A 22010-nucleotide genomic window follows, 5' to 3' on the forward strand; every position below is an offset into this window, starting at 1 on the left:
GGAGGCGGCGGGCCGACCGCCGACCCCACCGACATGATCGGCCGCGGCGAAGACCCGAGCTCGCTGCGGAACGAGGTCTTCACACGAGTGTTCGACGAGCACTGGGCGACGGTGCGCCACCACATCGAGGGCGTCGTCCCCGATGACGACGAGGTCAGCGAGATCGTGTCGGAGGTGTTCCTCGTCGCGTGGTCACGGCTGCGCCCGACCCGTCCCCCCGGGAAGGTCTGGCTGCTCCGACAGACGGACCGCCATCTTCGTGCCCGCGCTCGGCGTTCTCCCACCGCGCACGGTGCGATCGATGCCGTGCACGCGGGGCTCTCCGGCGACCCGGAGACCCTCGGCGGGTTCGGGCGCAGCGAAGTCCTCAGAGCTTTGGGTGTCCTCACCCCGGGGCAACGGCGTATCATCATGCTCACGTACTGGGATGGACTCGCGGTGGGGGAGATCGCGGAGCTGCTGCGCACTTCTGAGTCCCGGGTACGGAAGACGCTGGCGCGGGCCGAGGAACGGCTGCGCACCACGCTGGGACTGGAGGAGACGGGGAGTGCGTGATGCCTGAGAATGCCCTGCTCGAGCGCGTGCTCGTCGAGGCCGATCCCGCGCGCACGCCGCGCGACGCCGAGCCGGACGCGCGTGCGATCGCTGCGCGCGACCGCATCATCCGGTCCGCTCCCGCGCCGCAGCGCCGCCGGCGGACCCGCACGATCGGCTGGGCCGCAGGGCTGACCGCCGCCGCCGCCTCGGTCGCCATCGCCTTCGCGGCCCTCACTCCGCCGCAGTCCGCCGTCGCGGGTACTCCGTCGCCTCTGGTCTTCGAGAGCACCGGCTCTCTGAGCGACATCGTGGCCGACGCGGAGACCGAACTGACGGTGTTCGCGCCGCCCGCCGACCCGGAGCGCTCGGTGCGGACCGCGTCCTGGTCGTTCAACGCGGAGATGGACACGGGGCGCACCGAGGTCATGCCGCAGTTCTCGACGTTCACCTGGCGGGAAGACCTCTCCGGGGAGGCCCTCGCCATCAACGGCGTCCCCTACGATCCCGAGGACGCGGTCGCGAACGGCGACTCCGAGATCGTGAGCAGCGGCGAGGTGGCCTCGCGCGTGACCTTCGCCCCCGGCGAGTTCGAGACCCCGGTCGTCGCCGCGCCGGGGGAGTCCGCCGCCGACGTGCGGGCGCTTCTGGAGGCGTTCGGCATGCCGGACGATCCGACGGCCTTCGAGGTGGTGACCGCACTCACCTCGGTCTTCGGCCAGTGGACGCTCACCAACGCGCAGCACGCCGAGGTGTTGACGCTCATCGAGGCCTCCGGAGGAGCGCAGGCGCTCGGCGAGTCCACAGACCGCCTCGGGCGTCCTGTCGCCGGTATCCGGGTGCTGTCCGCGGACGGCATCGTGAGCGACGACCTTCTGGTGTCCCTCGACACCGGCCGCATCGTCGGCATCGAGCGAACCGTCCTGAAGGACGACGGCGTCTTCCCGGCCGGTGCGGTCGTGGATTATCGGATGTGGGACATCCCTGAGGAGGTCGTGCAATGAAGCACTCGCGCCCGCTGACCGCGGTTCTCGTGGCCTTGGCTCTCGTCGTGACCGGCGGCCCCGCCGTCGCGGCAACCGAGGAGCCGGTCGATCCGCAGCTCTCCCAGTTGCTCGAAGAGGTTCCCGGCGGTGTGGTGACCGACGGCGGAAGCGCCGTCTGGCCGAAACTCGACATGGAGTACCGACCGGCCCCGGCGACCTCGCGGGTCGCGGCGCGTTCCGTCGGCTCCTGCGCGACCGGCCGGATCTGCGCGTACAACGCCTCCAACCTCGGCGGTGGCATGTTGAGCTGGGGGAGCTGCACCACCATCACCATCCCCTCGTCGTTCGCCACACGTTCCGCTGCGAACGCGCGGACCTCGGGGTACATGCAGGTGCGTAACGGGACCTCGGTGCTCGCGACCGTCAACGCCAATGCCTGGAGCAACGTCTCGGGTTCCGCGACCAACATTCGCTGCTTCCTCTGAGCGTCGGGGCGGCCCGGTACAGGAGACGATGAGGGGCGAGGGCATGGCGAAGCACTGGGTGGCGGCGACGGCCGGACCTCCCGAGTCGTGGGCTTTCGAGGAGTACGTCCCCGCGCCGCCGCGCCAGGGGGAGGTCACGATCCGGGTGCGTGCCGCCGGGGTGAATCCGGCCGACGCGAAGCATGTGGCGGCCGCTCGGCCGGGGTTCGAGTTCCCGGTCGCCATCGGGTACGAGGTCTCGGGTGAGCTCGTGGCGATCGGCCCTGGGACCCGCATCGGCTCGGGCGACGCCGGGGTCGGCGACGAGGTCGTGGCCTTCCGCGTCCGGGGCGGGTACGCGACGGAGCTCACGGTGCCGGCCGCCACGGTCTTCGCGAAGCCGACGACGCTCGCGCACCCCGAGGCGGCGAACCTCCTGCTCGTCGGCACGACCGCTGCCGAGATGCTCGCCGTCACCGGGGCGGCCCCGGGGGAGACGATCCTGCTGCACGGAGCGTCCGGTGCGGTGGGGGTCAGCGTGCTGCAGCAGGCCCGGCTGCGGGACGTCCGGGTGATCGGTACGGCGAGCCCGGAGCGCTTCGACGAGGTGCGGCGATTCGGCGGCATCCCCGTGGCCCACGGTGCCGGGCTCGCGGAGCGGGTGCGCGCGCTGGCGGACGTTCCGGTCGCCGCGGCTCTCGATGCCGTGGGGACCGACGAGGCCGTCGACGTCTCCCTGAGCCTGGTGACGGACCGCCGCAGGATCGTCACGATCGCGAACCCGTCGCGGGCGTCCGCCGAGGGTTTCCTCGCGATCGCCGGGTCGATGCCGGAGAGCGCCCGGTTCCGCGACGAGGTGCGCAGCGAACTCGTCGCCCTCGCGCAGAACGGCGACCTCGTGGTCCCAGTGGCACGGACCTTCCCGCTGGCCGAGGCGCCGGACGCCCATCGCCTCCTCGCCACCGGGCACCCGGGCGGCAAGCTCGCGCTGATCCCCGAGGGCTAGCCGATCTCCCGCAGTGCCGCGGTCACGATGACGACGCCCTCGCATCGACCGATCCCTCCATCGGGTGCGGACGCCGCGACGTCGCGATGTCTGCATCGATCCTGCTAGCATGACCCCATGCCTTTTGGCGGTCTGCTTCTTCTTAGCTGCCGCGACGAGTCCTCAAACTAGGGCCTTCCTCGTCGCGGCGCTTGTGTTGGCCCGTTCATTGTGACGAAGAGAAGAAGCCCCATCATGCAGAACACCCAGCGCCCGTCCGCGATGCCGATCCACAAGTACCGGCCGTTCCACGAGCAGATCGCCGTCCACCTGCCTGACCGCACCTGGCCCGACGCCCGCATCACCGAGGCCCCCCGCTGGTGCGCGGTCGATCTCCGCGACGGCAACCAGGCTCTCATCGACCCGATGTCGCCCGAGCGCAAGCGCGTCATGTTCGAGCTGCTCGTCGGCATGGGCTACAAGGAGATCGAGGTCGGCTTCCCCTCGGCGAGCCAGACCGACTTCGACTTCGTGCGTCAGCTGATCGAGGAGAACCTCATCCCGGATGACGTCACGATCCAGGTCCTGACACAGGCGCGCGAGCACCTGATCGCCCGCACCTACGAGGCCATCGCCGGCGCGAAGCAGGCCATCGTCCATCTCTACAACTCCACGAGCGTGCTGCAGCGCGAGGTCGTCTTCCGCACCGACAAGCAGGGCATCATCGACATCGCGCTCGAGGGCGCCCGGCTGTGCCGCCGGTTCGAGAAGACCATCCCGGACACGCAGGTGTACTACGAGTACTCCCCGGAGAGCTACACCGGCACCGAGCTGGAGTTCGCGGTCGACGTCTGCAACCAGGTCATCGAGATCTTCGAGCCCACGCCGGACCGCAAGGTCATCATCAACCTCCCCGCGACGGTGGAGATGGCGACGCCGAACGTCTACGCCGACTCCATCGAGTGGATGAGCCGTCACCTGAACCACCGGGAGAACGTGATCCTGTCGCTCCACCCGCACAACGACCGCGGGACCGCGATCGCCGCGGCCGAGCTGGGGTACATGGCCGGAGCCGACCGCATCGAGGGGTGCCTTTTCGGCAACGGGGAGCGCACGGGCAACGTGGACCTCGTCGCGCTGGGCATCAACATGTTCACGCAGGGCATCGATCCGCAGATCGACTTCAGCGACATCGACCAGGTCAAGCGCACGGTCGAGTACTGCAACCAGCTGCCGGTGCCCGAGCGCAGCCCGTGGGCCGGTGACCTCGTCTTCACGGCGTTCAGCGGCTCGCACCAGGACGCCATCAAGAAGGGCTTCGAGGCCATGGCCGCCAGGGCCGAGGCGCAGGGCGTGACGGTGGACGAGATCGAATGGGCCGTGCCGTATCTGCCCGTCGACCCGAAGGACCTCGGTCGCTCCTACGAGGCCGTCATCCGCGTGAACTCCCAGTCGGGCAAGGGCGGCGTCGCGTACCTGCTGAAGTCCGACCACGCGATCGATCTGCCGCGCAAGCTCCAGATCGAGTTCTCCGGGGTCGTGCAGGCCAAGACGGATGCCGAGGGGGGCGAGGTCACCAGCGAGCAGATCTGGTCGATCTTCACCGACGAGTACCTGCCCGCCGTGGACACCGAGGCGAAGTGGGGCCGGTTCGAACTGCTCGCCACGCAGACCCGGAGCGACATGTCCGGTGACGTCGTGCTCGACGTCGTGCTGCGGGACGACGACCAGGAGGTCTCCGTGTCGGGCAACGGCAACGGTCCGGTCGCCGCCTTCGTCGAGGTCCTGCGTGGTCAGGGCTTCGACATCACGGTCTACGACTACGTGGAGCACGCTCTCAGTGCCGGTGGGGACGCGCAGGCCGCGGCCTACGTCGAGCTGCAGGTGGGCGATCAGCGCCTGTGGGGCGTCGGCATCGACGGCGACATCTCGACCGCATCGCTCAAGGCGATCGTGTCCGGTGTGAACCGGTCGATCCGCAGCCGTCAGCAGGAGCTGGCCGCCGTCTGACCCTCTTTCGAATCGCGCGATTGGTTGTCTCCGGCCGCCGGATGGGGCCAATCGCGCGATTCGAAGTAGAGGGTCAGTCCACCCACTGCACCAGCTGCCAGATGATGCCGTTGGGGTCGGCGAACTGGCAGTACCGCTCGCCCCAGGGTTCGGTCTCGGGAGGGGTGACCACGCGAGCGCCCGCGGCGGCGATGCGGGCGAACTCCTTGTCGATCTCGTCGACGACGAACACGATCAGGGTGCCTTGACCGGCGGACCCGGCGATCTCCTCCGGGCGGAATGTCGACAGCCCCGTCTCGAGAAAGATGACGTTCGGCACCGGCCCCGGATGCTGCAACGAGACGAAGCCCTCCGCGGACATCGCCTCCTCGAACCCGAAGTGCGTCATGGCGAAGGTGGCGGAGGCGGCGACGTCGGGGACGTTGAGCGAGAGGGCGGTCTGCGTGATGTTCATGGTTCTCCTAATTGAAAGTCTATACAGCGTACAGTGTTAAGGCGTGAGCGGTCTAGGCTATTCCCGATGACCAAGAACCTCGTCGATCTGCTCTGGCGGCACAGCCCCGTGGCTCCCGCGACCCCACAGCGCGGACCGAAGGCGCGTCATTCGACGGATGATGTCGTCGACCGTGCTGTCGCGTTGGCGGACGCCGACGGCCTCGGCGCGGTGACCATCCGGTCTCTCGCGCAGAGTCTCGAGCTGACGCCGATGTCGATTTACACGCACGTCAACAGCCGCGCCGACCTGCTCGTCCTGATGGCGGACGCGATGCATGCCAGGATGCTCGTCGCGTCTGTGCAGGCCTCCGGATGGCGCGACGGGGTCCGGGCGATCGCCGAGGACAACCTGCGCCTCTTCCGGACCCACCCGTGGCTCATCGACGTCCGGGATCCGCGGGTCGCACTCGGCCCCGGCACCATCGGCAAGTACGACCGGGAGCTCCACGCCTTCGACGGTCTCGGCCTCGGCGCCGTGGAGCGCGACGCGGCGTTGAGTTTCGTGCTGGACTTCACCCTCTCCGCGGCGGCCCGCATGCGGGAGCAGCAGAGTGCCGAGTCGTTCGCGGCTTCCTGGGCGGAGGCGGCACCGCGTCTGGCGGTCTACCTGGGTGACGACCTGCCGCTCGCCCGGTCGGTGGGCCAGGCTGCCGGGGAGTCCATGGGTGGCCCCTACGACGCTCGGACGGCGTGGGAGTTCGGCCTCGCGCGCGTGATCGACGGGCTCGCCGCCACCTGATCGTCGTTCGAATCGCGCGATTGGTCGTATTTGGCGGCGGGATGGAGCCAATCGGGCGATTCGAAGTCAGTCCTGGGGCTTCACGATCGGGATGGCACCGGTCTCCGCGGCGACCTTGCGGCGGTAGAGACGGCGCTGCTCCGGAAGCGAGACGTCGAACGTCACGGCGAGGATCCGGATCACAGCGGTCACGACGATGCCGATGACGGCCGCGAGGGGGATGGGCATCCCGACGGCGTTCGCGACGACGATGAACGTGCAGCCGGCGGCCGCGGCGACGGCATACAGCGAGCCGACGTGCATGATCGCCGTCGGCAGGCCCATCAGCATGTCGCGGAGCACACTCCCGCCGACCGCGGCGCAGACGCCGATGAAGACCGCGGGCACTTCCGGGATGCCGAAGGCGAGCGCCTTGCTCGTCCCGAAGGCGCCGAACATGCCGATCACGACGGCGTCCAGCACCACGATCGCGGTGTTGAGCCGCGTGAAGAGCCCGGCCAGCAGCATGCCGAGCAGGGCGGCACCCGCGGCCGTGACCAGGTACCACTGGTTCTGCAGGGTGGCGGGCGTCTGTCCGAGCAGGATGTCGCGGATGAGACCGCCGCCCATGCCGATCATGATCCCGATGATGGCGACGCCCAGCCAGTCGAGCCGGCGCTGGCCCTGGAACCCGGCGGCGAACATCGCGCCCTGCACTCCGCCGAGACCGACGCCGAGGAGGTCCGCCCACAGCGGAATGGTGAAGAGCGGTTCGGTCACGCGTCCATTGTCGCGCACGGAGGATAATCGAAGGGTGCCCACCTACCGAGACGAAGCGGTGATCCTGCGCACCCACAAGCTGGGCGAGGCGGATCGCATCGTCACGATGCTGTCCCGGCGGCACGGCAAGGTGCGCGCGGTGGCCAAGGGCGTGCGGCGCACCTCGTCGAAGTTCGGCTCCCGCCTCGAGCCGTTCATGGTCGCCGACGTGCAGCTCTACGAAGGCCGCTCGCTCGACATCGTGCAGCAGGCCGAGTCGCTCGGAGCCTACGGCACGGACATCGCCGCGCATTACGACCGGTTCACAGCCGCGAACGCCATGGTCGAGACGGCGGATCGGCTCAGCGACGCCGAGGCCACGCCGGAGCAGTACCTCCTGCTCGTCGGCGGGCTGCGGGCGCTGTCCCGCGGCGAGCACGCTCCGCGCAGCATCCTCGATTCGTATCTGCTGCGGGTCATGTCCCTTTCGGGGTGGGCACCGTCCCTCGAGGACTGCGCGCGCTGCGGGGCTCCGGGGCCGCACTCCGTCTTCGTCGCCCAGCTCGGCGGTCTCGTGTGCCACGCCGATGCACCCGCCGGGAGCCCGCGGATCGCCGAGAAAACCTTGACACTGCTGCGCGCGCTGATCCGCGGCGACTGGGACCTCGTCGACGCGGCCCCGCACGCCGACACCGCTGCCGCCTCGGGTCTCGTCGCGGCGTACGCCCAGTGGCACCTGGAGCGGGGCATCCGCTCGCTCGCGCACGTGTCGTCGTCCACCCCCGGAGAAGGAGCACGGTGAGCCCGAAGCCCTACACCCACAAGGACGCCGTGCCGTATCGGCCGATCGACTGGACCGGCGTGTACCCGCCCGCGTTCCCGGCCGTCCCGGAGCACGTCGCCATCGTCATGGACGGCAACGGGCGCTGGGCGAACCGCCGGGGCCTCAACCGCATCGAGGGCCACAAGGCTGGGGAGGAGGTGCTGCTCGACGTCGTCGCCGGCGCGATCCAGGCCGGCGTGAAGCACCTCTCCGTCTATGCGTTCTCCACCGAGAACTGGGCCCGTTCCCCCGAGGAGGTCCGCTTCCTCATGGGGTACAACCGCGATGTGCTGCACCGGCGCCGCGATCAGCTCAACGAGTGGGGTGTGCGCGTGCGGTGGGCGGGGCGCAAGCCGCGCCTGTGGGGGAGCGTCATCAAGGAGCTGCAGTACGCCGAGCAGCTGACCCGCGACAACGACGTGCTCACCCTCACCATGTGCGTGAACTACGGCGGTCGGGTCGAGCTCGTCGACGCGATGCGGGCCATCGCGGCCGATGTCGCGGCCGGGCGGGTGAAGCCGAACGCGATCAGCGAGAAGACGATCCGTCGTCACCTCTACGTCCCGGACATGCCGGACGTGGACCTGTTCCTGCGCAGCTCGGGGGAGCAGCGCACCTCCAACTTCCTGCTGTGGCAGTCGGCCTACGCCGAGATGGTGTTCCTCGACACGCTGTGGCCGGACTTCTCGCGCGAGGAGCTCTGGCGCGCGATCGGGGTCTACCTCTCCCGCGACCGACGCTTCGGCGGCGCCGTGGACACCCCGACCTCGGCCTGAGCCCGCAGCCAGCGCTCCGTCTCGCGCGGATGCGTCAGCCGCACGATCGTGAGGTGGGGGAAGCGCTCCTGCACCGCGGGGAAGCGCTCGGACCAGGTTCGCAGCGTCTTCGTCTGCCAGGCCAGGATGCTCTCCTCCGGATCGCTGCGCAGGAGGTGCCAGATCGGCTTCTCGACGTTGCCGTTCCACATCCGGGTGCGGAGGATGCTGCGGCTCAGGGTGCGTCGGAGCAGACGCGACCGCACCACGCGGTACGGGTAGTCGAGCCAGAGCGCGAGTTGCGCTCTCGGGGTCAGGATCTCGTCAGTGCCCTTGCTCGTGTACTGCCACTCCGTCACCCAGCGCTCCTCCGCGGCGAAGGCGCGCACGTCGTCGAGGAACTCCGCCCGCGGGGTCCAGTCCGGGCCGTGGAACAGGCCGTCGATCTCCACGTGACGGAGGTCCCAGAGGTCGGCGAGCCGTCGGGACAGAGTCGTCTTCCCCGACCCGGTGACGCCCGCGACGAGCACCCGTGCGGGCCGGAAGGGCAGGGGATCGTCGGCGGAGAGCATCCGAGGATTCTACTGACGGAATACGTCGCACGCGCGGACGGTTGACCACGGTGTGACTGAACCCATCGCCATCGACATCTGGTCCGACATCGCCTGCCCCTGGTGCTACATCGGCAAGCGCAACCTCGAGAAGGGTCTCGAAGCGGTCGCGGCCGACGAGGACGCTCCGCAGGTCACGGTCACCTTCCACTCCTTCGAACTCTCCCCGGACACCCCGGTCGACTTCGACGGCGACGAGATCGACTTCCTCTCCGGGCACAAGGGGATGCCGCGCACGCAGGTCGAGCAGATGCTCGCCAACGTCACGAACGTCGCCGCGAACGCAGGGCTGCAGTACCGGTTCGACCTGCTGCAGCACACGAACACCGTGAAGGCGCACGAGCTGCTGCATTTCGCGAAGGCCGAGGGCCGCCAGCACGAGATGGAGGAGCGGCTCATGTCCGCCTACTTCACCGAGGGCAAGCACGTGGGACGCATCGACGACCTCGTCGCCCTCGCCGCCGAGGTGGGCCTCGATGCCGATCGCGCTCGCGCCGCACTCGAGAGCGAGCAGTATCTCGCCGACGTCCGCCAGGATCAGGCGCAGGCTCGCGCCTACGGGATCCAGGGGGTGCCGTTCTTCGTGGTCGACGGTCAGTACGGCATCAGCGGCGCGCAGCCGCCGGCGGCGTTCGAGAACGTGATCCGCGACCTCTGGGCGCAGCGCAGCACGGCCGTCGAGGCCTGACCCGCAGCGACAGACGACGGCGGGGACCCCGGGTCGGGGGTCCCCGCCGTTCTGCTGCCCGGGCTCAGAGGCGCTGCTGGCGTGGTCCGAGGGGGAGCGGCTCCATCGGCTGATCGTTCGCCGTCAGGTCGATGCCGAGGTCCCGCGCATAGACGACGCGCGTGGCGATCGTGACCTCCTCGCCGGCCTCCGTCAGCTCGAACACCCGGCCGCCCCGGAGGCGATTGCGCTCCGCGCCGGCCAGACCGTAGGCGCCGAAGCCGGTGCCGGGAGCGTATCCGAGCATCACGCCGTAGTAGTCGCCCATGTAGTCGTTGACGTGGTCGTGGCCGACGAACACGCCCTTCACGTCGCCGCGCTCGAGGATCGCGTTGAACATCCCCGAGTTGAACGGCCCGGGGCACTCGTCCTCGTTGCGCTCCCCGACGATGCCGTGGCGGGCCCTGCCGCGGGCGGCATCGGCCGCCGTGCGGGTGTCCACACCGCCCCACCACATGAAGCGGTGCTCCCACAGGGCGATGTGGAGGAACATGAGGCCCGGGACCTTGCGCCCTCGGCGCTGCTCCAGCCGCTGCGACTGGTCGCGGTACCAGGCGACCTGGTCCATGCGCAGCCAATCCCATGCCGGGTAACCGGCGAAGTCCTGGCCGTCGATGGCGTCCGGCGCGTAGCGGCCCGAGTCCATCAGCCAGAGCGCGAAGGCCTCCCGGTTCTTCTTCGCGGCGGAGCCGATCGTCACGATCGTGTTGCTCGTGCCCGTCACGCCGCGCGTGTTCTCGGCGTTCACGTTGTACTCGTACGACCGGTAGATCTGCAGCATCCCTGCCTCGTCGACGCCGGACTGCGGCAGCGAGTCCTCGTCGTGGTTGCCGTAGGTGACCGCCCACGGAATGCGACGAGACTCCATCGGCATGACGACGTTGTTGATCGCCTGCTTCACCGCCAGCCGCGTCTCGCACCCGCCCGTGATCACATCGCCGTTGATGACCACGAAGTCCGGCTTCTCCTGGTCGAGCACCTTCTCCATCAGCTCGACGGTGCGGCGGTCGGTGAGCTCGTCGTCCTGCGTGTCGTTGAACTGCACGACCTTGAAGGTGCCGTCCGCGCGGAAGCGCAGGGTGCGCGCCTGGGCCGCGCCGGGCGACGCCGGGACGGTCACCGCGGCGGCGGGAGCGGCTCCGAGGGGGAGGGCGGTGCCGAGCGCGCCGAGCGCTCCGGCCGTGAGGACAGTTCGCCGGCTGAGGGGCAGTCGGTCGGGCATTCGTGGTCTCCTTCGTCGTCGGCGCGTGTCGCCGCGGTGAGACTAGGGATGCCAGATGTCCGCGGAGAGACCGGACGGTGAACGAGGGCGGCCTCGTCGAGCGCCGGGACGCGGTGCGCGCGTGACGCGGAGGTGAACGACGCTCAGCGGGGGAGCGCGGCCTCGATCGCCTGGACGATCTCCGGCGCATCGGGCTTCTGCTTCGGGCGGAAGCGCAGCACATCCCCGTCCGGGAGCACCAGGAACTTCTCGAAGTTCCACTCGACGCGGCCGGCCTTGCCGCCGGCATCCGGCGTCTCCTTGAGAGCCTTGTACAGCTCGGCGGCGTTCTTGCCGTTGACCTTGATCTTGTCGTTCACCGGGAAGGAGACGCCGTACGTCGTGGAGCAGAACTCGAGGATCTCGTCGACCGAACCGGGCTCCTGGCCGAAGAACTGGTTGCAGGGGAAGCCGACCACGGTGAAGCCGCGGTCGCCGAACCGGCGCTGCAGCTCCTCCAGCTGCTCGTACTGCGGGGTCAGTCCGCACTTCGAGGCGACGTTCACCACGAGCACCACGTCGGCGCCGAGATCGTCCAGAGTCTTCTGCTGGCCCTGGGCGTCGGTGAAGGGGATGGAACGGAGGGCGGGATCGGTCATATGCACAGCTTAGGTCGCCGCATCCCCACCGGCTCCGGGTCTGGGAGAATGGATACGCCATGACTCTCGCCACCGCCCCCGCCCGCCCCCTCCGCATCGGCCCGATCGACCTCGACGTGCCGGTCGTCCTCGCGCCGATGGCCGGGATCACGAACACGGCCTTCCGACGCCTGTGCCGGGAGTACGGGGCCGGCCTCTACGTGAGCGAGATGATCACCTCGCGCGCGCTGGTCGAACGCAACGAGACCACGATGCGTCTCATCCGGCACCATGAGTCGGAGACGCCGCGTTCCATCCAGCTCTACGGCGTCGATCCGAAGACCATCGCCGAGGCCGTCCGCATCATCGTCGCGGAAGACCACGCCGATCACATCGACCTCAACTTCGGCTGCCCGGTCCCCAAGGTCACGCGCAAGGGCGGCGGTGCGGCCCTGCCGTGGAAGTCGAAGCTCTTCGCCGACATCGTCGATCAGGCCGTCAAGGCCGCCGGCGACATCCCACTCACCGTCAAGATGCGCAAGGGCATCAACCGGGACCACCTCACCTTCCTCGACGCCGGACGTGCCGCGGAGGATGCCGGAGCCGCCGCCGTGGCTCTGCACGCCCGGACCGCGAGCGAGTTCTACTCCGGTCACGCCGACTGGAGCGCGATCGGCGAGCTCAAGCAGGCTGTGACCAGCATTCCCGTGCTGGGCAACGGCGACATCTGGTCGGCGGACGACGCCGTGCGCATGATGGCGGAAACCGACTGCGACGGCGTCGTCGTCGGCCGCGGGTGCCTGGGCCGGCCGTGGCTGTTCGGACAGCTGGCTCTCGCCTTCGGGGGAGAGGGCAAGACGGTCGACGCGACCCTCGGTTTCGTCGCCGACGCCTTCCGCCGACACGCGGAGCTGCTCGTCGAGTTCTTCGAGGACGAGGACCGCGGCTGCCGCGACATCCGCAAGCACGTGTCCTGGTACTTCAAGGGTTACCCGGTGGGCGGCGACATCCGCACGGGCCTCGCCACCGCGTCGAGCCTGCAGGAGATCGACGACCTCCTGGGCCGACTCGACCGTGCGGCTCCGTACCCGGGCGCGGACGCCGAAGGGCAGCGCGGTCGCGCGGGACACCCGAAGAAGACGGCCCTTCCGGAGAAGTGGCTGGAGTCGCGCGAGCTCGCCTCGGCGGCGTCGGAGATGATGCGTGGAGCGGAGATCGAGAACAGTGGCGGATGACCCCCGGGTCGGCGCGCGCGCCGACGGCTACGACCCGCGCGACGCGGAGCGCTTCATCGCGGAGACCCATCGTTCCGAGCGGGACGACTTCGCCCGCGACCGCGCGCGCGTGCTGCACTCGGCGGCTCTGCGGCGGCTCGCCGCGAAGACGCAGGTGCTCAGCCCCGCCAGCACGGCCGACTTCGCCCGCAACCGTCTGACCCACTCGCTCGAGGTCGCGCAGGTCGGCCGGGAGCTCGCCGCGGCGCTCGGGGTCTCCGCGGACGTGGTGGACACCGCGTGTCTGAGCCATGACCTCGGCCACCCGCCGTTCGGTCACAACGGCGAGCGGGCGCTGAACGAGTGGGCATCGGCCATCGGCGGCTTCGAGGGCAACGCCCAGTCGCTGCGCATCCTCACCCGGCTGGAGGCGAAGGTGCTCGACGCCGACGGCTCCTCCGTCGGCCTGAACCTCACGCGGGCGAGTCTCGACGCGACCTGCAAGTATCCGTGGACCGTCGACAGCCCCGTCCCCGACCCGGGAGGCCGGCTCAAGTTCGGCGTGTACCCGGAGGATGAGGCCGTGTTCCGCTGGATGCGCGACGGAGCACCGGGGCGCCTGCGCTGCATCGAGGCCGAGATCATGGACCTCTCCGACGACATCGCCTACTCGGTGCACGACTTCGAAGACGCGATCGTCAACGGCTACGTCGACGTCGCGCAGCTCGCCGACCCGGCGGCGCACGAGGCCCTGCTCAGCCGGATCCAGCAGTGGGTCGGCTACGACTTCACGCGCGACGAACTCGCCGACGCCCTCTACCGGCTCGCCTCGCAGCCGATGTGGCTCGCGTCCTTCGACCGTTCCCGACAGGATCTCGCCCGGCTCAAGAACCTCACCAGCGACCTCATCGGCCGGTTCGCGCGCGCGGCGGTCGCGGCCACCCGGGAGGCCTTCGGGGGCACGCGCCTGGTCCGCTATAACGCGCACGTGATCGTGCCCCGCGTCGTCGAGGTCGAGATCGCGGTTCTCAAGGGGATCATGGGTCAGGCGATCGTCACGATCGATGCCAGGAAGGGCGTCTACAAGGAGCAGCGCCGAGTGCTGAAGCGCTTGGCCGACGCCTTGTGGTCGACCGACACCCTGTGGTCCGCCGGCGCGGATGTGCTGGAGCCCGCGTTCGCCGCCGACTTCGTCGCCGCCGAGAGCGACGCGGAGCGGGCGCGGGTCGTCGTGGATCAGATCGCGAGCCTGACCGATCAGAGTGCGATCGACTGGCACAACCGCCTGGTCGGGGAGATCGACCCGGCGGAGGTCGGCATCTGGACGCCGCGTCATGCGCGCCCCGGCGCGCGCACGCCTGTCGAGAGGCGGCCCGTCGCAGAAGGCGCCCGCTGATGCCCCGCATCCGGCAGGCCGACGTCGACGAGGTCAAGGCCCGCACCAACATCGCGGACATCGTGGGGGAGCGCGTCGCCCTCAGATCGGCGGGGGTCGGGTCCCTCAAGGGACTGTGCCCCTTCCACGACGAGAAGAGCCCCAGCTTCCACGTGCGTCAGCAGGTCGGCTACTACCACTGCTTCGGCTGCGGGGAGTCGGGCGATGTGTACTCCTTCCTCCGCGCGATGGACCACGTGAGCTTCACGGAGGCGGTCGAGCGGCTCGCGGGCCGCATCGGCTACACCCTGCATTACGAGGACGGAGGCGCGGCGCCGGAGACCAGTGGCCGCAGCCGGCTGTACGCGGCGAACACGGCCGCGGCGGAGTTCTTCCGGTCCCAGCTGCTGTCGCCGGATGCGGAGGCGGCCCGCCGGTTCCTCGGGGAGCGCGGCTTCGACGCCGGGGCGGCGGCGCACTTCGGCGTCGGCTTCGCCCCGCGGGGATGGGACGGCATGCTCAAGGCGCTGACCGCCCAGGGCTTCACGCGCGAGGAGCTGAGCACCGCAGGACTCGTCTCGGCGGGACAGCGCGGTGTGTACGACCGGTTCCGTGGCCGCCTCGTCTGGCCGATCCGGGACGTGTCGGGGCAGACGATCGGCTTCGGCGCCCGCAAGCTGTTCGACGACGACCAGGGCCCCAAGTACCTCAACACCCCCGAGACCCCGATCTACAAGAAGGCCCAGGTGCTCTACGGGCTCGACCTCGCCAAGCGCGACATCGCCCGCGGCGACCCGCGCCGGGTCGTGGTCGTGGAGGGCTACACCGATGTGATGGCCTGCCACCTCGCCGGGCTCACGACCGCGGTCGCGACCTGCGGCACCGCGTTCGGCGCCGAGCACATCAAGGTGCTTCGCCGGGTCATGGGCGACGACAACGCGTCCGGTGAGGTGGTGTTCACCTTCGACGGCGACGAGGCGGGACAGAAGGCCGCGCTGCGGGCGTTCACGGAGGACGACCGGTTCAACGCACAGACCTTCGTCGCGGTCGCCCCGGACGGCCTCGACCCGTGCGACCTCCGGCTGCAGCGCGGGGACGCGGCGGTGCGCGGCCTCATGGACGCGAAGCAGCCGATGTTCGAGTTCGCCATCGACCGCAAGCTCGCGGGTTTCGACCTCTCCACGGTCGAGGGCCGGGTCGGCGCCCTCCGTGCCGCGGCCCCGATCGTGGCGGAGATCCGCGACCGCCTGCTGCGCCCCGGCTACGAGCGGGTGCTGGCACGCCGACTCGGCATGGACCCGACCGAGGTGCATGGGGAGGTCGAGCGCGCCGCCCGCGGTGCGCAGGCGGCCGCTCCTCAGGCGCGTCGAGAGGCCGCGCCGCGGGTCGATCCCGCCACGGGCGGGCCGGTCGTCGCGGCCGTGACGCTCGCCAGCCTGCCCCGTTCGCCCGACGTCGCCGTGGAGCGCGACGCGCTCATGGGTGCCCTGCAGTACGGTCACCAGATCGATGCGGCGCTGCTGACGCGAGCCCTCGCGGAGCCGTTCCGCACGCCCGGCCTCGATGCCGTGCGCGAGGCGGTCGCTGCGGCCCCCGACCGCAGCCGCCCCGGTTGGGTGACGGACGCGGTGAACAGCGTGCGCGAGCCGTACCGTTCGCTCGCGGGCGAGCTGCTGATGACGCCGTTCCCGGCACGAGACGAGGCCGGCGCGGTGGCGTCGGCGACGGATCTCGCCCGACGGCTGGTGGTGCGGCAGCTCGAGCGCGAGAAGCAGGAGCTGCTGGGCGCGGTCCAGCGCGTCCCTGCCGACTCCGACGGCGGGCGCGCGCTGCGGGTGCGGCTGCGGGACATCGACGTGGAGCGGCAGCGGTTCTTCGCCGAGTCGTAACCGGAACGGTCCCGGACGAGACGGCAGGATGGACATATGCCCCGCACGCCCGAATCCTCGAATGCGATCGAGTGCTCCGATCTGGTCATCGACCGGATCGGCCACGGCACGCCCAATCGCGCGGTCGACGGCGTGACGTTCTCGCTCGCCCCCGGCGGGCTCATCTGCGTCGCGGGGCCGACCGGCTCGGGCAAGTCGACACTCGTCGCCGCGCTCGCGGGTTCCACCGATCCCTCGGTGCGCGTCGTCGGCGGCCGGGCGCAGGTGTGTGGCATCGACATCCGTCGTCCAGGTCGCAAGCATCGCATCCTCACCTACCGCACGGGCTTCGTGCCGCAGGGTGCCGGGGCGGACCTGCCGCCGCAGCTGACGGTCAACGAGGTCATCGCCGAGCCGATCCTCATCCGGGAGAAGCGCGTCAACACCCGGGCGCTCTCCATCCGAGTGGCGACGCTCCTGGACGAGCTCCACCTGCCGCTCGGGACCGCCGCGAAGTTCCCCTACGAGCTCAGCGCCGGCATGCGCCAGCGGGTCGCGATCGCCCGTTCCTTCGTGCTGGAGCCGCGGGTGCTCATCGCCGACGAGATCCTCGCGAACCTCGATCTGGAGGTGCGACCTGTCGTCTTCGACGCCATCACCCGGCGCCGCAAGGAGGAGGGGATGGCGGCTCTCCTCGTCACCAACGACGCGGACTTCATCCGGGAGCTGAACGCGGAGACCCTCATGCTGCGCGGGGGCCACGTCGTCGCGCGGGGCGTCGGCAAGGACCTGCTCTGGGTGCCGAATGCGGAGTCGGATTCCCGCCGCTGAGCGCGACACGCCCGAGGGTTGCGGAAGGCGCCCCGGTGTCACGAACAGCGTCTCGAGTTTGCTAAGCTTGACGAGTTGCCCGCACCGCGGCGCACATTCCTCGGTAGCTCAATTGGCAGAGCAGCCGGCTGTTAACCGGCAGGTTCTTGGTTCGAGTCCAAGCCGGGGAGCCAACGAGAGAAGCCCCCTCCACGGAGGGGGCTTCTCTCGTTCCCGGACCGCTCGTCTGCGCCTCGGGACACAGGAAGAGCCCCTCCTCGCGGAGGGGCTCTTCCTGTCGGGGAGGACGGTTCAGCCGACGCCCTCCATGGCGCTCGTCTCGGTGTTGCCGATCCGGGCGATCACGTCAGGGCGACGACGGGCGAGGTAGGCGTACCGGGTGAGCGCGAGAGCGACGGTCACGAGGAACACGTACGGGATCACGTTGTACGGGAAGGCCGGCACGGGCCACACGTTCGCGAAGAAGACGTACGCCATCGTCACGACCGCGACCGCGGCGCACACCTTCACGAGGCCGTTCCGCATCTTCGCCCGCTGCGTGTAGACCACGCACGCGATGGCGACCAGGGCGTAGGCGACCATGTAGCCGTAGGTGCCCCAGGTGTTGACCCAGACGAGGATGTCGCCCGTCGCCGCCCCCGCCACCAGCAGCACGATGTCGACCGTGATCGCCGCGGCACCGGCGAGGATGAGCACGCGGTGTGGCGTGAGGTGCTGCTCGTGCGTGCGGCCGAAGCGCTCCGCGACGACGCCTTCCTTGCCCATCACGTAGACGATGCGGCCGATCACGTTGAGCGGCGCGACGACGACCGCGAAGAACGACGCCGAGACGCCGAACGTGAGCACGGCCGCGAACCAGCCCGGCATGCCGATGAGGGCGGACATGCTCTCCAGCGGGCTCCCGGCGGTTGCGAGGTCGTCTCCGAGGACCGCGATCTGGGTGTAGGCGGCGAAGACGTAGAGCACGCCGACGCCGAGGGCGCTCCACATGATCGCGCGGGGGATCGCCTTGTACGGCTCCTTGGCCTCGCGCCCGAGGGCGTCTGCAGAGGAGAAGCCGACGAAGCCCAGGATGCCCAGCACCATGCCGGACGCGATGCCCTGGAACGACGAGCCGGTCGCGAGCACCTGCGCGGGGTCCCAGGCGGAGGGGCCCGCCCACGCGAGCGCCGCGATGAGGAGCACGAGGATGATGCCGACGGAGAGCAGCTCGAGGACGAGCGAGACCCGAGCGGAGAGCCGGATGCCGCGGATGGTGAACAGCGTCGCCAGCCCGCCGAGCACGATCGCCAGGCCGATGTCCCAGCCGAGTCCCTGGGCGGGGAGGCCCAGCATGCTCAGGAACTGCCCCATGTAGCTGACCGAGCCGCTGAGGGAGGCCGCCGCGATGCCGAAGCAGCCGATCAGCAGCGTCACGCCGGCGAGGAAGGCGCCGAACGGGCCGAGGCCCTTCGACACGTAGGTGTACAGCGAGCCTGCGGAGGCGTGCTTGCGGGCGAACACCACCACGCAGTAGCCGACGCACAGGATCACGATGGTGGCCAGTGCGAAGGCGTAGATGGTGCCGTTCCCGGCGCCGAGGAAGATGGCGGCGGCCGTGAAGGCGATGACGGCGCTGGGGGCGATGTTGGCGATGGCCTGGGCGGCGAGCTCGGGTCCGCTCATGACGCCGGTGCGGAGACCGGCATCCTGCGGAGCGCCGGGCGGGGCGACGACGGTGTCTGACATGGTTCTCCTGGTTTCGGGTTTCAGGGATGGGCCGCGCGCGGCGGTCAGGGGATGAGGAGGGTGCGCAGCGCCGAGCCCCCGTCGAGGTCGTCCAGGGCGGCGGCGGCCTCGGAGAGCGGACGGCGACCGGAGATCAGCGGATCGATCTTGAGCTGCCCGTCCATGTAGCGGTCCACGAGCGCGGGGACGTCGATCGACGGCCGCACCGAGCCGTAGTTCGAGCCGAGGATGCGCTGGTCGGCCTCGGCGAGGACGAGCGGCTCGAACGAGGCGCGTGCTCCCGTGGGCGGCAGCCCGACGATGACGGCGGCGCCGCCGAGTCCGAGCATCTGGATGGACTGCTCGGTCGTGGAGGTGCGTCCGATCGCGTCGAAGGCGTAGTCGACGCCGTCGGGGATGAGTTCGCGCAGCTGGGCCACGGCATCGCCCTGGGAGGCGTCGATGCGGTCCGTGGCCCCGAACTGCAGGGCCATCTGCGTCTTCTCCGGCCGCACGTCGATCGCGACGATGCGCTCGGCCCCGGCGAGTCGGGCGCCCTGGACGACGTTGAGCCCGACGCCGCCGCAGCCGATCACGGCGACGGTCGATCCGGGTTCCACGGCGGCGGTGTTCAGGACGGCGCCGACACCGGTCGCGACCGCGCAGCCGACCACGGCGATGACGTCGAGGGGCGCGTCGTCGCGGACCTTCACGGCTCCGGATGCGGGGACCACGACCTCCTCCGCGAAGGACGAGACGCCCAGGTAGTGGTGCAGCTGCTCGCCGTCGCGGCTCAGCCGGGACGTGCCGTCGAAGAGCACGCCGAGGGGAGCGACCACGGTGGCGACCTTCTGGCACCGGGCCTCGTGCCCGGCGCGGCAGTAGCGGCACTCGCCGCACGGCGGCACCCAGCTCAGCACGACGTGGTCGCCGACGGCGAGCGTGGTGACGCCCTCGCCCAGCTCAGTGACGACGCCGGAGCCCTCGTGGCCCATGACCAGGGGAGCGGCGGCGTCCCACTCGCCGCGCTTGACGTGCAGGTCGGAGTGGCAGACACCGGCGGCGGCGATGCGCACGCGCACCTCACCGGCGCGGGGAGGAGCGAGGTCGACGTCGACGAACTCGATGGGCGACTGGGGGTCGCGGAAGACAACAGCTTTCATGACATCCTTCGGGAAGTGGGGATGCGCACGATGCTAGGAGAGAGCGGAAGCCCTCGGCATCCGACAGAAGCGTGAACAGGGCGGCCGCTCTTCGACAACTTGTATGATCGGAAGGTGGCTCGTGACGTCGCCTCCGTGGCCAGGTACCTCCGTGCGGAGCTGCTGCCGGGCGCTGTCCCCGGAGCGCGGCCGGTCAATGCGGTCCTGCCCCTCGACGACTTCGGTCCGCCGGTGGATCCGCTCCATGCGACGCTCGTCGTGGCCGAAGAGGCCGCGATCCTCGGCGTCGATGGCGATCGCCGCGGCGCGCTGGGGGAGGCCGTGGTGGTCACGAGCGACGACAGCCCCCGTCTTCGCGAAGCCGTGCGGGACGCGGGGATCACGGCGATCGTCGGGGCACCGATGCCGCCGTCGCTGCTCGTCCCGACGCTGACCTCGCTCCTCGCGGTCGATCAGGCGGCGGAGGCCCGCGCGATCACCTCGGCGATGCGGGTGCTCACCCTGGCGGCGCGGCGCAGCGGCATCACCGGCGTCATCGCGGAACTCGCGCACCGCATCGACGGGTGGGCGGTGCTGCTGGATCGGCACGGCGAGGTCATCACCACCGCAGGAGCAGGGAGCCTGCACATCGACGACGCGATCGCCGTCGCCGTCGGCCGCCCGGTGCGGGTGCGGCATCGCGCTCTGCAGGTGCACCCGGTCGGTCCGGGCCAGGACATCACCGCGCAGCTCGTGACCGCTCCGCGCAACGACAGCTCCGGCCGCGGTCGGGAACTGAGCTCGCAGGCCGCGGCGTTGCTCGATCTCCTGATGCGCACCCGGGACAGCAGTCAGCTGGAACGCCTCGGACGCTCGATGATGTTCGAGACCGTGCGCGACGGAGGGGAGGAGGCCACTCGTCTGCTCCGCCGCTGGGGCGTGCACGAGCGCGTGCTGGTGGGCTTCGCCCTCGCGTCCCGCACCAGCGGTGTCGACGTCGAGCATCTGCTCGGCCTCTGGCTCGACGAGCTGGGCGCGGAGCATGTCTTCACGTCGCAGCGGGGAATAGTCCAGGGTGTGGTGCGCGAAGACCACGCCGAGCAGATCGCGCATCGCGCCAGGGCGTTCGCATCGACGCTCTATCTCGGTCTCGGCCGACCGGCGGGCACGGATGCCCTCGCCCGGAGCATCGACGAGGCGCGGCACGCCTGCGAGGCCGCGCGCACCGGCGGCGAACGCGTGGTCCGCTACGAGGCCATTCCGACGGTGTCGTTCGTGCTCGGGGCGCTGGATCCGGATCAGACCACTCGCCTCGCGCGTCTGCTCGACCCGCTGCGCGCGGCCGAGCGGCCGGCCGAACTCCTCGACACCCTCCGGGTGTTCCTCGCGTGCAACGGGGCGTGGAGCGAGAGCGCAGCGCGGTTGCGAATCCACCGACAGACGCTGACGACCCGCGTCCGACGGATCGAGGATCTCACCGGGCTCTCCCTCTCCGATCCGGACGACCGCGTCGCCGCGTGGCTCGCCCTCCGCGCCTCCGACGGCTGACGAGCCACCGGGACGACGAAGGGCCCCGCCTCGTGGCGGAGCCCTTCGTGGAGACGCGGTCGGATCAGCGCGCGGCGCCCTTGAGCGACCCCTCGACCTGGCCGGCCGGGTCGATGATGATGCACTGGATCACGCGGTCGTTGGCCTGCTCCCACGAGTCCTGGCTGGGGGTGAGCGTGGTCACGTCCAGAGCGGAGTCCTGGTACGAGACGCCGACGAAGGACGTGTACGCGTCGCCGATGCACTCCTCGGACGCGGCGCTGATGGCGTCCTCCGAGTACTCGCCGTCGTCCATCTTGATCTCGTAGAAGACCTCTTCGTCGTGCGGCTCGGAGCACGGCACGACGTTCGCGTCGGTGAGCATCCCGGAGCCGGTCTCGAGCATGCAGTCGCCGAGCTTCACGGAGAAGACGTCGATGTTCGCGCTCTCGGTGACCTGGCCGGTCTCCTCGTCGCGGTCGGCGTCGGCGCGACCGCCGCCGAGGATGCTGTTGATCGCGCTGCAGCCGGTGAGGGCGAGCGAGACGGCGACAGCCGAACCGGTGAGCACGAGTGCGCGACGGGTGCGCGACTTCATCATGGAATATCCCCTTCAGAGCGTGACGCGGGGCATGCTGAA

The 22010-nt window shown here is 70.2% G+C and carries 22 protein-coding genes and 1 tRNA gene; 15 read left to right on the top strand and 8 right to left on the bottom strand.

What is annotated here, in order from left to right:
• Positions 1-33: 33 nt before the first annotated feature.
• From AUV07_RS04645 to leuA, 5 genes are all read left to right on the top strand, one after another.
• Positions 34-555: an RNA polymerase sigma factor gene (locus AUV07_RS04645; RefSeq protein WP_062634262.1), complete on the top strand. Its 522-nt coding sequence runs from the start codon at positions 34-36 to the stop codon at positions 553-555.
• A complete protein-coding gene (locus AUV07_RS04650; protein ID WP_062634264.1) occupies positions 555-1538 on the top strand; it encodes a hypothetical protein in 984 nt (327 codons plus the stop codon). The genes AUV07_RS04645 and AUV07_RS04650 overlap by 1 nt, the downstream gene beginning before the upstream one ends.
• A complete protein-coding gene (locus AUV07_RS04655; RefSeq protein ID WP_062634265.1) occupies positions 1535-2005 on the top strand; it encodes a hypothetical protein in 471 nt (156 codons plus the stop codon). Before AUV07_RS04650 ends, AUV07_RS04655 begins: the two co-directional genes overlap by 4 nt.
• 43 nt (positions 2006-2048) lie before the next feature.
• Positions 2049-2990, top strand: coding sequence for a quinone oxidoreductase family protein (locus AUV07_RS04660; protein ID WP_157523925.1), 942 nt, complete (start codon positions 2049-2051; stop codon positions 2988-2990).
• 234 nt (positions 2991-3224) lie between these two features.
• On the top strand, positions 3225-4979 hold the full coding sequence (gene leuA / locus AUV07_RS04665; protein ID WP_025103680.1) for a 2-isopropylmalate synthase: 1755 nt from the start codon (positions 3225-3227) through the stop codon (positions 4977-4979).
• Between the two features lie 73 nt (positions 4980-5052).
• Here leuA and AUV07_RS04670 read toward each other — a convergent pair whose 3' ends face one another.
• Positions 5053-5433 (bottom strand): VOC family protein, encoded by a 381-nt coding sequence (locus tag AUV07_RS04670; RefSeq protein ID WP_062634270.1) that lies wholly within the window; start codon positions 5431-5433, stop codon positions 5053-5055.
• A gap of 66 nt (positions 5434-5499) precedes the next feature.
• On the opposite strand from AUV07_RS04670, the gene AUV07_RS04675 reads away from it, so the two are divergent.
• Positions 5500-6213 carry a TetR/AcrR family transcriptional regulator gene (locus AUV07_RS04675; protein WP_062634271.1) on the top strand — a complete coding sequence of 238 codons (714 nt, stop codon included), beginning with the start codon at positions 5500-5502 and terminating at the stop codon, positions 6211-6213.
• Between the two features lie 66 nt (positions 6214-6279).
• Here the strand turns inward: AUV07_RS04675 and AUV07_RS04680 are convergent, their stop codons facing one another.
• Complete coding sequence (locus AUV07_RS04680; protein ID WP_025103677.1) at positions 6280-6972, bottom strand: trimeric intracellular cation channel family protein; 693 nt, start codon at positions 6970-6972, stop codon at positions 6280-6282.
• A gap of 34 nt (positions 6973-7006) precedes the next feature.
• Here AUV07_RS04680 and recO point away from each other — a divergent pair, with 34 nt between their 5' ends.
• Positions 7007-7753, top strand: coding sequence for a DNA repair protein RecO (recO, locus tag AUV07_RS04685; protein WP_062634273.1), 747 nt, complete (start codon positions 7007-7009; stop codon positions 7751-7753).
• Positions 7750-8550, top strand: a complete 801-nt coding sequence (locus AUV07_RS04690) for an isoprenyl transferase (RefSeq protein WP_062634275.1) — start codon at positions 7750-7752, stop codon at positions 8548-8550. Before recO ends, AUV07_RS04690 begins: the two co-directional genes overlap by 4 nt.
• On the opposite strand, the gene AUV07_RS04695 is transcribed toward AUV07_RS04690, so the two are convergent.
• On the bottom strand, positions 8493-9101 hold the full coding sequence (locus AUV07_RS04695) for an AAA family ATPase (protein WP_062634277.1): 609 nt from the start codon (positions 9099-9101) through the stop codon (positions 8493-8495). The genes AUV07_RS04690 and AUV07_RS04695 overlap by 58 nt on opposite strands.
• A gap of 52 nt (positions 9102-9153) precedes the next feature.
• Here AUV07_RS04695 and AUV07_RS04700 point away from each other — a divergent pair, with 52 nt between their 5' ends.
• Positions 9154-9828 carry a DsbA family oxidoreductase gene (locus AUV07_RS04700; protein ID WP_062634279.1) on the top strand — a complete coding sequence of 225 codons (675 nt, stop codon included), beginning with the start codon at positions 9154-9156 and terminating at the stop codon, positions 9826-9828.
• 64 nt (positions 9829-9892) lie between these two features.
• On the opposite strand, the gene AUV07_RS04705 is transcribed toward AUV07_RS04700, so the two are convergent.
• Both AUV07_RS04705 and AUV07_RS04710 read right to left on the bottom strand, forming a co-directional pair.
• Entirely contained in the window at positions 9893-11089 is a 1197-nt protein-coding gene (locus tag AUV07_RS04705; RefSeq protein ID WP_062634281.1) for a metallophosphoesterase family protein, read from the bottom strand.
• A 143-nt stretch (positions 11090-11232) separates the two neighbouring features.
• Positions 11233-11727, bottom strand: coding sequence for a glutathione peroxidase (locus AUV07_RS04710; RefSeq protein WP_062634283.1), 495 nt, complete (start codon positions 11725-11727; stop codon positions 11233-11235).
• Positions 11728-11786: 59 nt separating this feature from the next.
• Here AUV07_RS04710 and dusB point away from each other — a divergent pair, with 59 nt between their 5' ends.
• The 5 genes from dusB (at position 11787) to AUV07_RS04735 (ending at position 17167) form a co-directional block, all read left to right on the top strand.
• Positions 11787-12941 (top strand): tRNA dihydrouridine synthase DusB, encoded by a 1155-nt coding sequence (gene dusB, locus AUV07_RS04715; protein ID WP_062634285.1) that lies wholly within the window; start codon positions 11787-11789, stop codon positions 12939-12941.
• Entirely contained in the window at positions 12931-14316 is a 1386-nt protein-coding gene (locus AUV07_RS04720; protein ID WP_062634287.1) for a deoxyguanosinetriphosphate triphosphohydrolase, read from the top strand. Before dusB ends, AUV07_RS04720 begins: the two co-directional genes overlap by 11 nt.
• Positions 14316-16184 carry a DNA primase gene (dnaG, locus tag AUV07_RS04725; RefSeq protein ID WP_062634288.1) on the top strand — a complete coding sequence of 623 codons (1869 nt, stop codon included), beginning with the start codon at positions 14316-14318 and terminating at the stop codon, positions 16182-16184. The genes AUV07_RS04720 and dnaG overlap by 1 nt, the downstream gene beginning before the upstream one ends.
• A 36-nt stretch (positions 16185-16220) precedes the next feature.
• Positions 16221-16994, top strand: a complete 774-nt coding sequence (locus AUV07_RS04730) for an ATP-binding cassette domain-containing protein (protein ID WP_025103667.1) — start codon at positions 16221-16223, stop codon at positions 16992-16994.
• A gap of 97 nt (positions 16995-17091) precedes the next feature.
• Positions 17092-17167: transfer RNA gene (locus tag AUV07_RS04735), tRNA-Asn, on the top strand.
• A 118-nt stretch (positions 17168-17285) separates the two neighbouring features.
• On the opposite strand, the gene AUV07_RS04740 is transcribed toward AUV07_RS04735, so the two are convergent.
• Together AUV07_RS04740 and AUV07_RS04745 are read right to left on the bottom strand one after the other, a co-directional pair.
• On the bottom strand, positions 17286-18722 hold the full coding sequence (locus tag AUV07_RS04740; protein WP_062634290.1) for an APC family permease: 1437 nt from the start codon (positions 18720-18722) through the stop codon (positions 17286-17288).
• A gap of 44 nt (positions 18723-18766) precedes the next feature.
• A complete protein-coding gene (locus AUV07_RS04745) occupies positions 18767-19864 on the bottom strand; it encodes an alcohol dehydrogenase catalytic domain-containing protein (RefSeq protein WP_025103665.1) in 1098 nt (365 codons plus the stop codon).
• 114 nt (positions 19865-19978) lie between these two features.
• On the opposite strand from AUV07_RS04745, the gene AUV07_RS04750 reads away from it, so the two are divergent.
• Positions 19979-21391, top strand: coding sequence for a helix-turn-helix domain-containing protein (locus tag AUV07_RS04750; protein ID WP_062634292.1), 1413 nt, complete (start codon positions 19979-19981; stop codon positions 21389-21391).
• A gap of 64 nt (positions 21392-21455) precedes the next feature.
• Here AUV07_RS04750 and AUV07_RS04755 read toward each other — a convergent pair whose 3' ends face one another.
• Positions 21456-21971, bottom strand: coding sequence for a septum formation family protein (locus tag AUV07_RS04755; protein ID WP_062634293.1), 516 nt, complete (start codon positions 21969-21971; stop codon positions 21456-21458).
• Positions 21972-22010 lie beyond the last annotated feature (39 nt).

This window comes from Microbacterium sp. CH1 (genome assembly GCF_001595495.1).
Lineage (GTDB): Bacteria > Actinomycetota > Actinomycetes > Actinomycetales > Microbacteriaceae > Microbacterium.

Bases quoted from the DNA above. Each gene is read 5' to 3' on its own strand.
- AUV07_RS04645 (WP_062634262.1), top strand. From the start codon at position 34: ATGATCGGCCGCGGCGAAGACCCGAGCTCGCTGCGGAACGAGGTCTTC.
- AUV07_RS04650 (WP_062634264.1), top strand. From the start codon at position 555: ATGCCTGAGAATGCCCTGCTCGAGCGCGTGCTCGTCGAGGCCGATCCC.
- AUV07_RS04655 (WP_062634265.1), top strand. From the start codon at position 1,535: ATGAAGCACTCGCGCCCGCTGACCGCGGTTCTCGTGGCCTTGGCTCTC.
- AUV07_RS04660 (WP_157523925.1), top strand. From the start codon at position 2,049: ATGGCGAAGCACTGGGTGGCGGCGACGGCCGGACCTCCCGAGTCGTGG.
- leuA (WP_025103680.1), top strand. From the start codon at position 3,225: ATGCAGAACACCCAGCGCCCGTCCGCGATGCCGATCCACAAGTACCGG.
- AUV07_RS04670 (WP_062634270.1), bottom strand. From the start codon at position 5,433: ATGAACATCACGCAGACCGCCCTCTCGCTCAACGTCCCCGACGTCGCC.
- AUV07_RS04675 (WP_062634271.1), top strand. From the start codon at position 5,500: ATGACCAAGAACCTCGTCGATCTGCTCTGGCGGCACAGCCCCGTGGCT.
- AUV07_RS04695 (WP_062634277.1), bottom strand. From the start codon at position 9,101: ATGCTCTCCGCCGACGATCCCCTGCCCTTCCGGCCCGCACGGGTGCTC.
- AUV07_RS04705 (WP_062634281.1), bottom strand. From the start codon at position 11,089: ATGCCCGACCGACTGCCCCTCAGCCGGCGAACTGTCCTCACGGCCGGA.
- AUV07_RS04710 (WP_062634283.1), bottom strand. From the start codon at position 11,727: ATGACCGATCCCGCCCTCCGTTCCATCCCCTTCACCGACGCCCAGGGC.
- dusB (WP_062634285.1), top strand. From the start codon at position 11,787: ATGACTCTCGCCACCGCCCCCGCCCGCCCCCTCCGCATCGGCCCGATC.
- dnaG (WP_062634288.1), top strand. From the start codon at position 14,316: ATGCCCCGCATCCGGCAGGCCGACGTCGACGAGGTCAAGGCCCGCACC.
- AUV07_RS04730 (WP_025103667.1), top strand. From the start codon at position 16,221: ATGCCCCGCACGCCCGAATCCTCGAATGCGATCGAGTGCTCCGATCTG.
- AUV07_RS04740 (WP_062634290.1), bottom strand. From the start codon at position 18,722: ATGTCAGACACCGTCGTCGCCCCGCCCGGCGCTCCGCAGGATGCCGGT.
- AUV07_RS04745 (WP_025103665.1), bottom strand. From the start codon at position 19,864: ATGAAAGCTGTTGTCTTCCGCGACCCCCAGTCGCCCATCGAGTTCGTC.
- AUV07_RS04755 (WP_062634293.1), bottom strand. From the start codon at position 21,971: ATGATGAAGTCGCGCACCCGTCGCGCACTCGTGCTCACCGGTTCGGCT.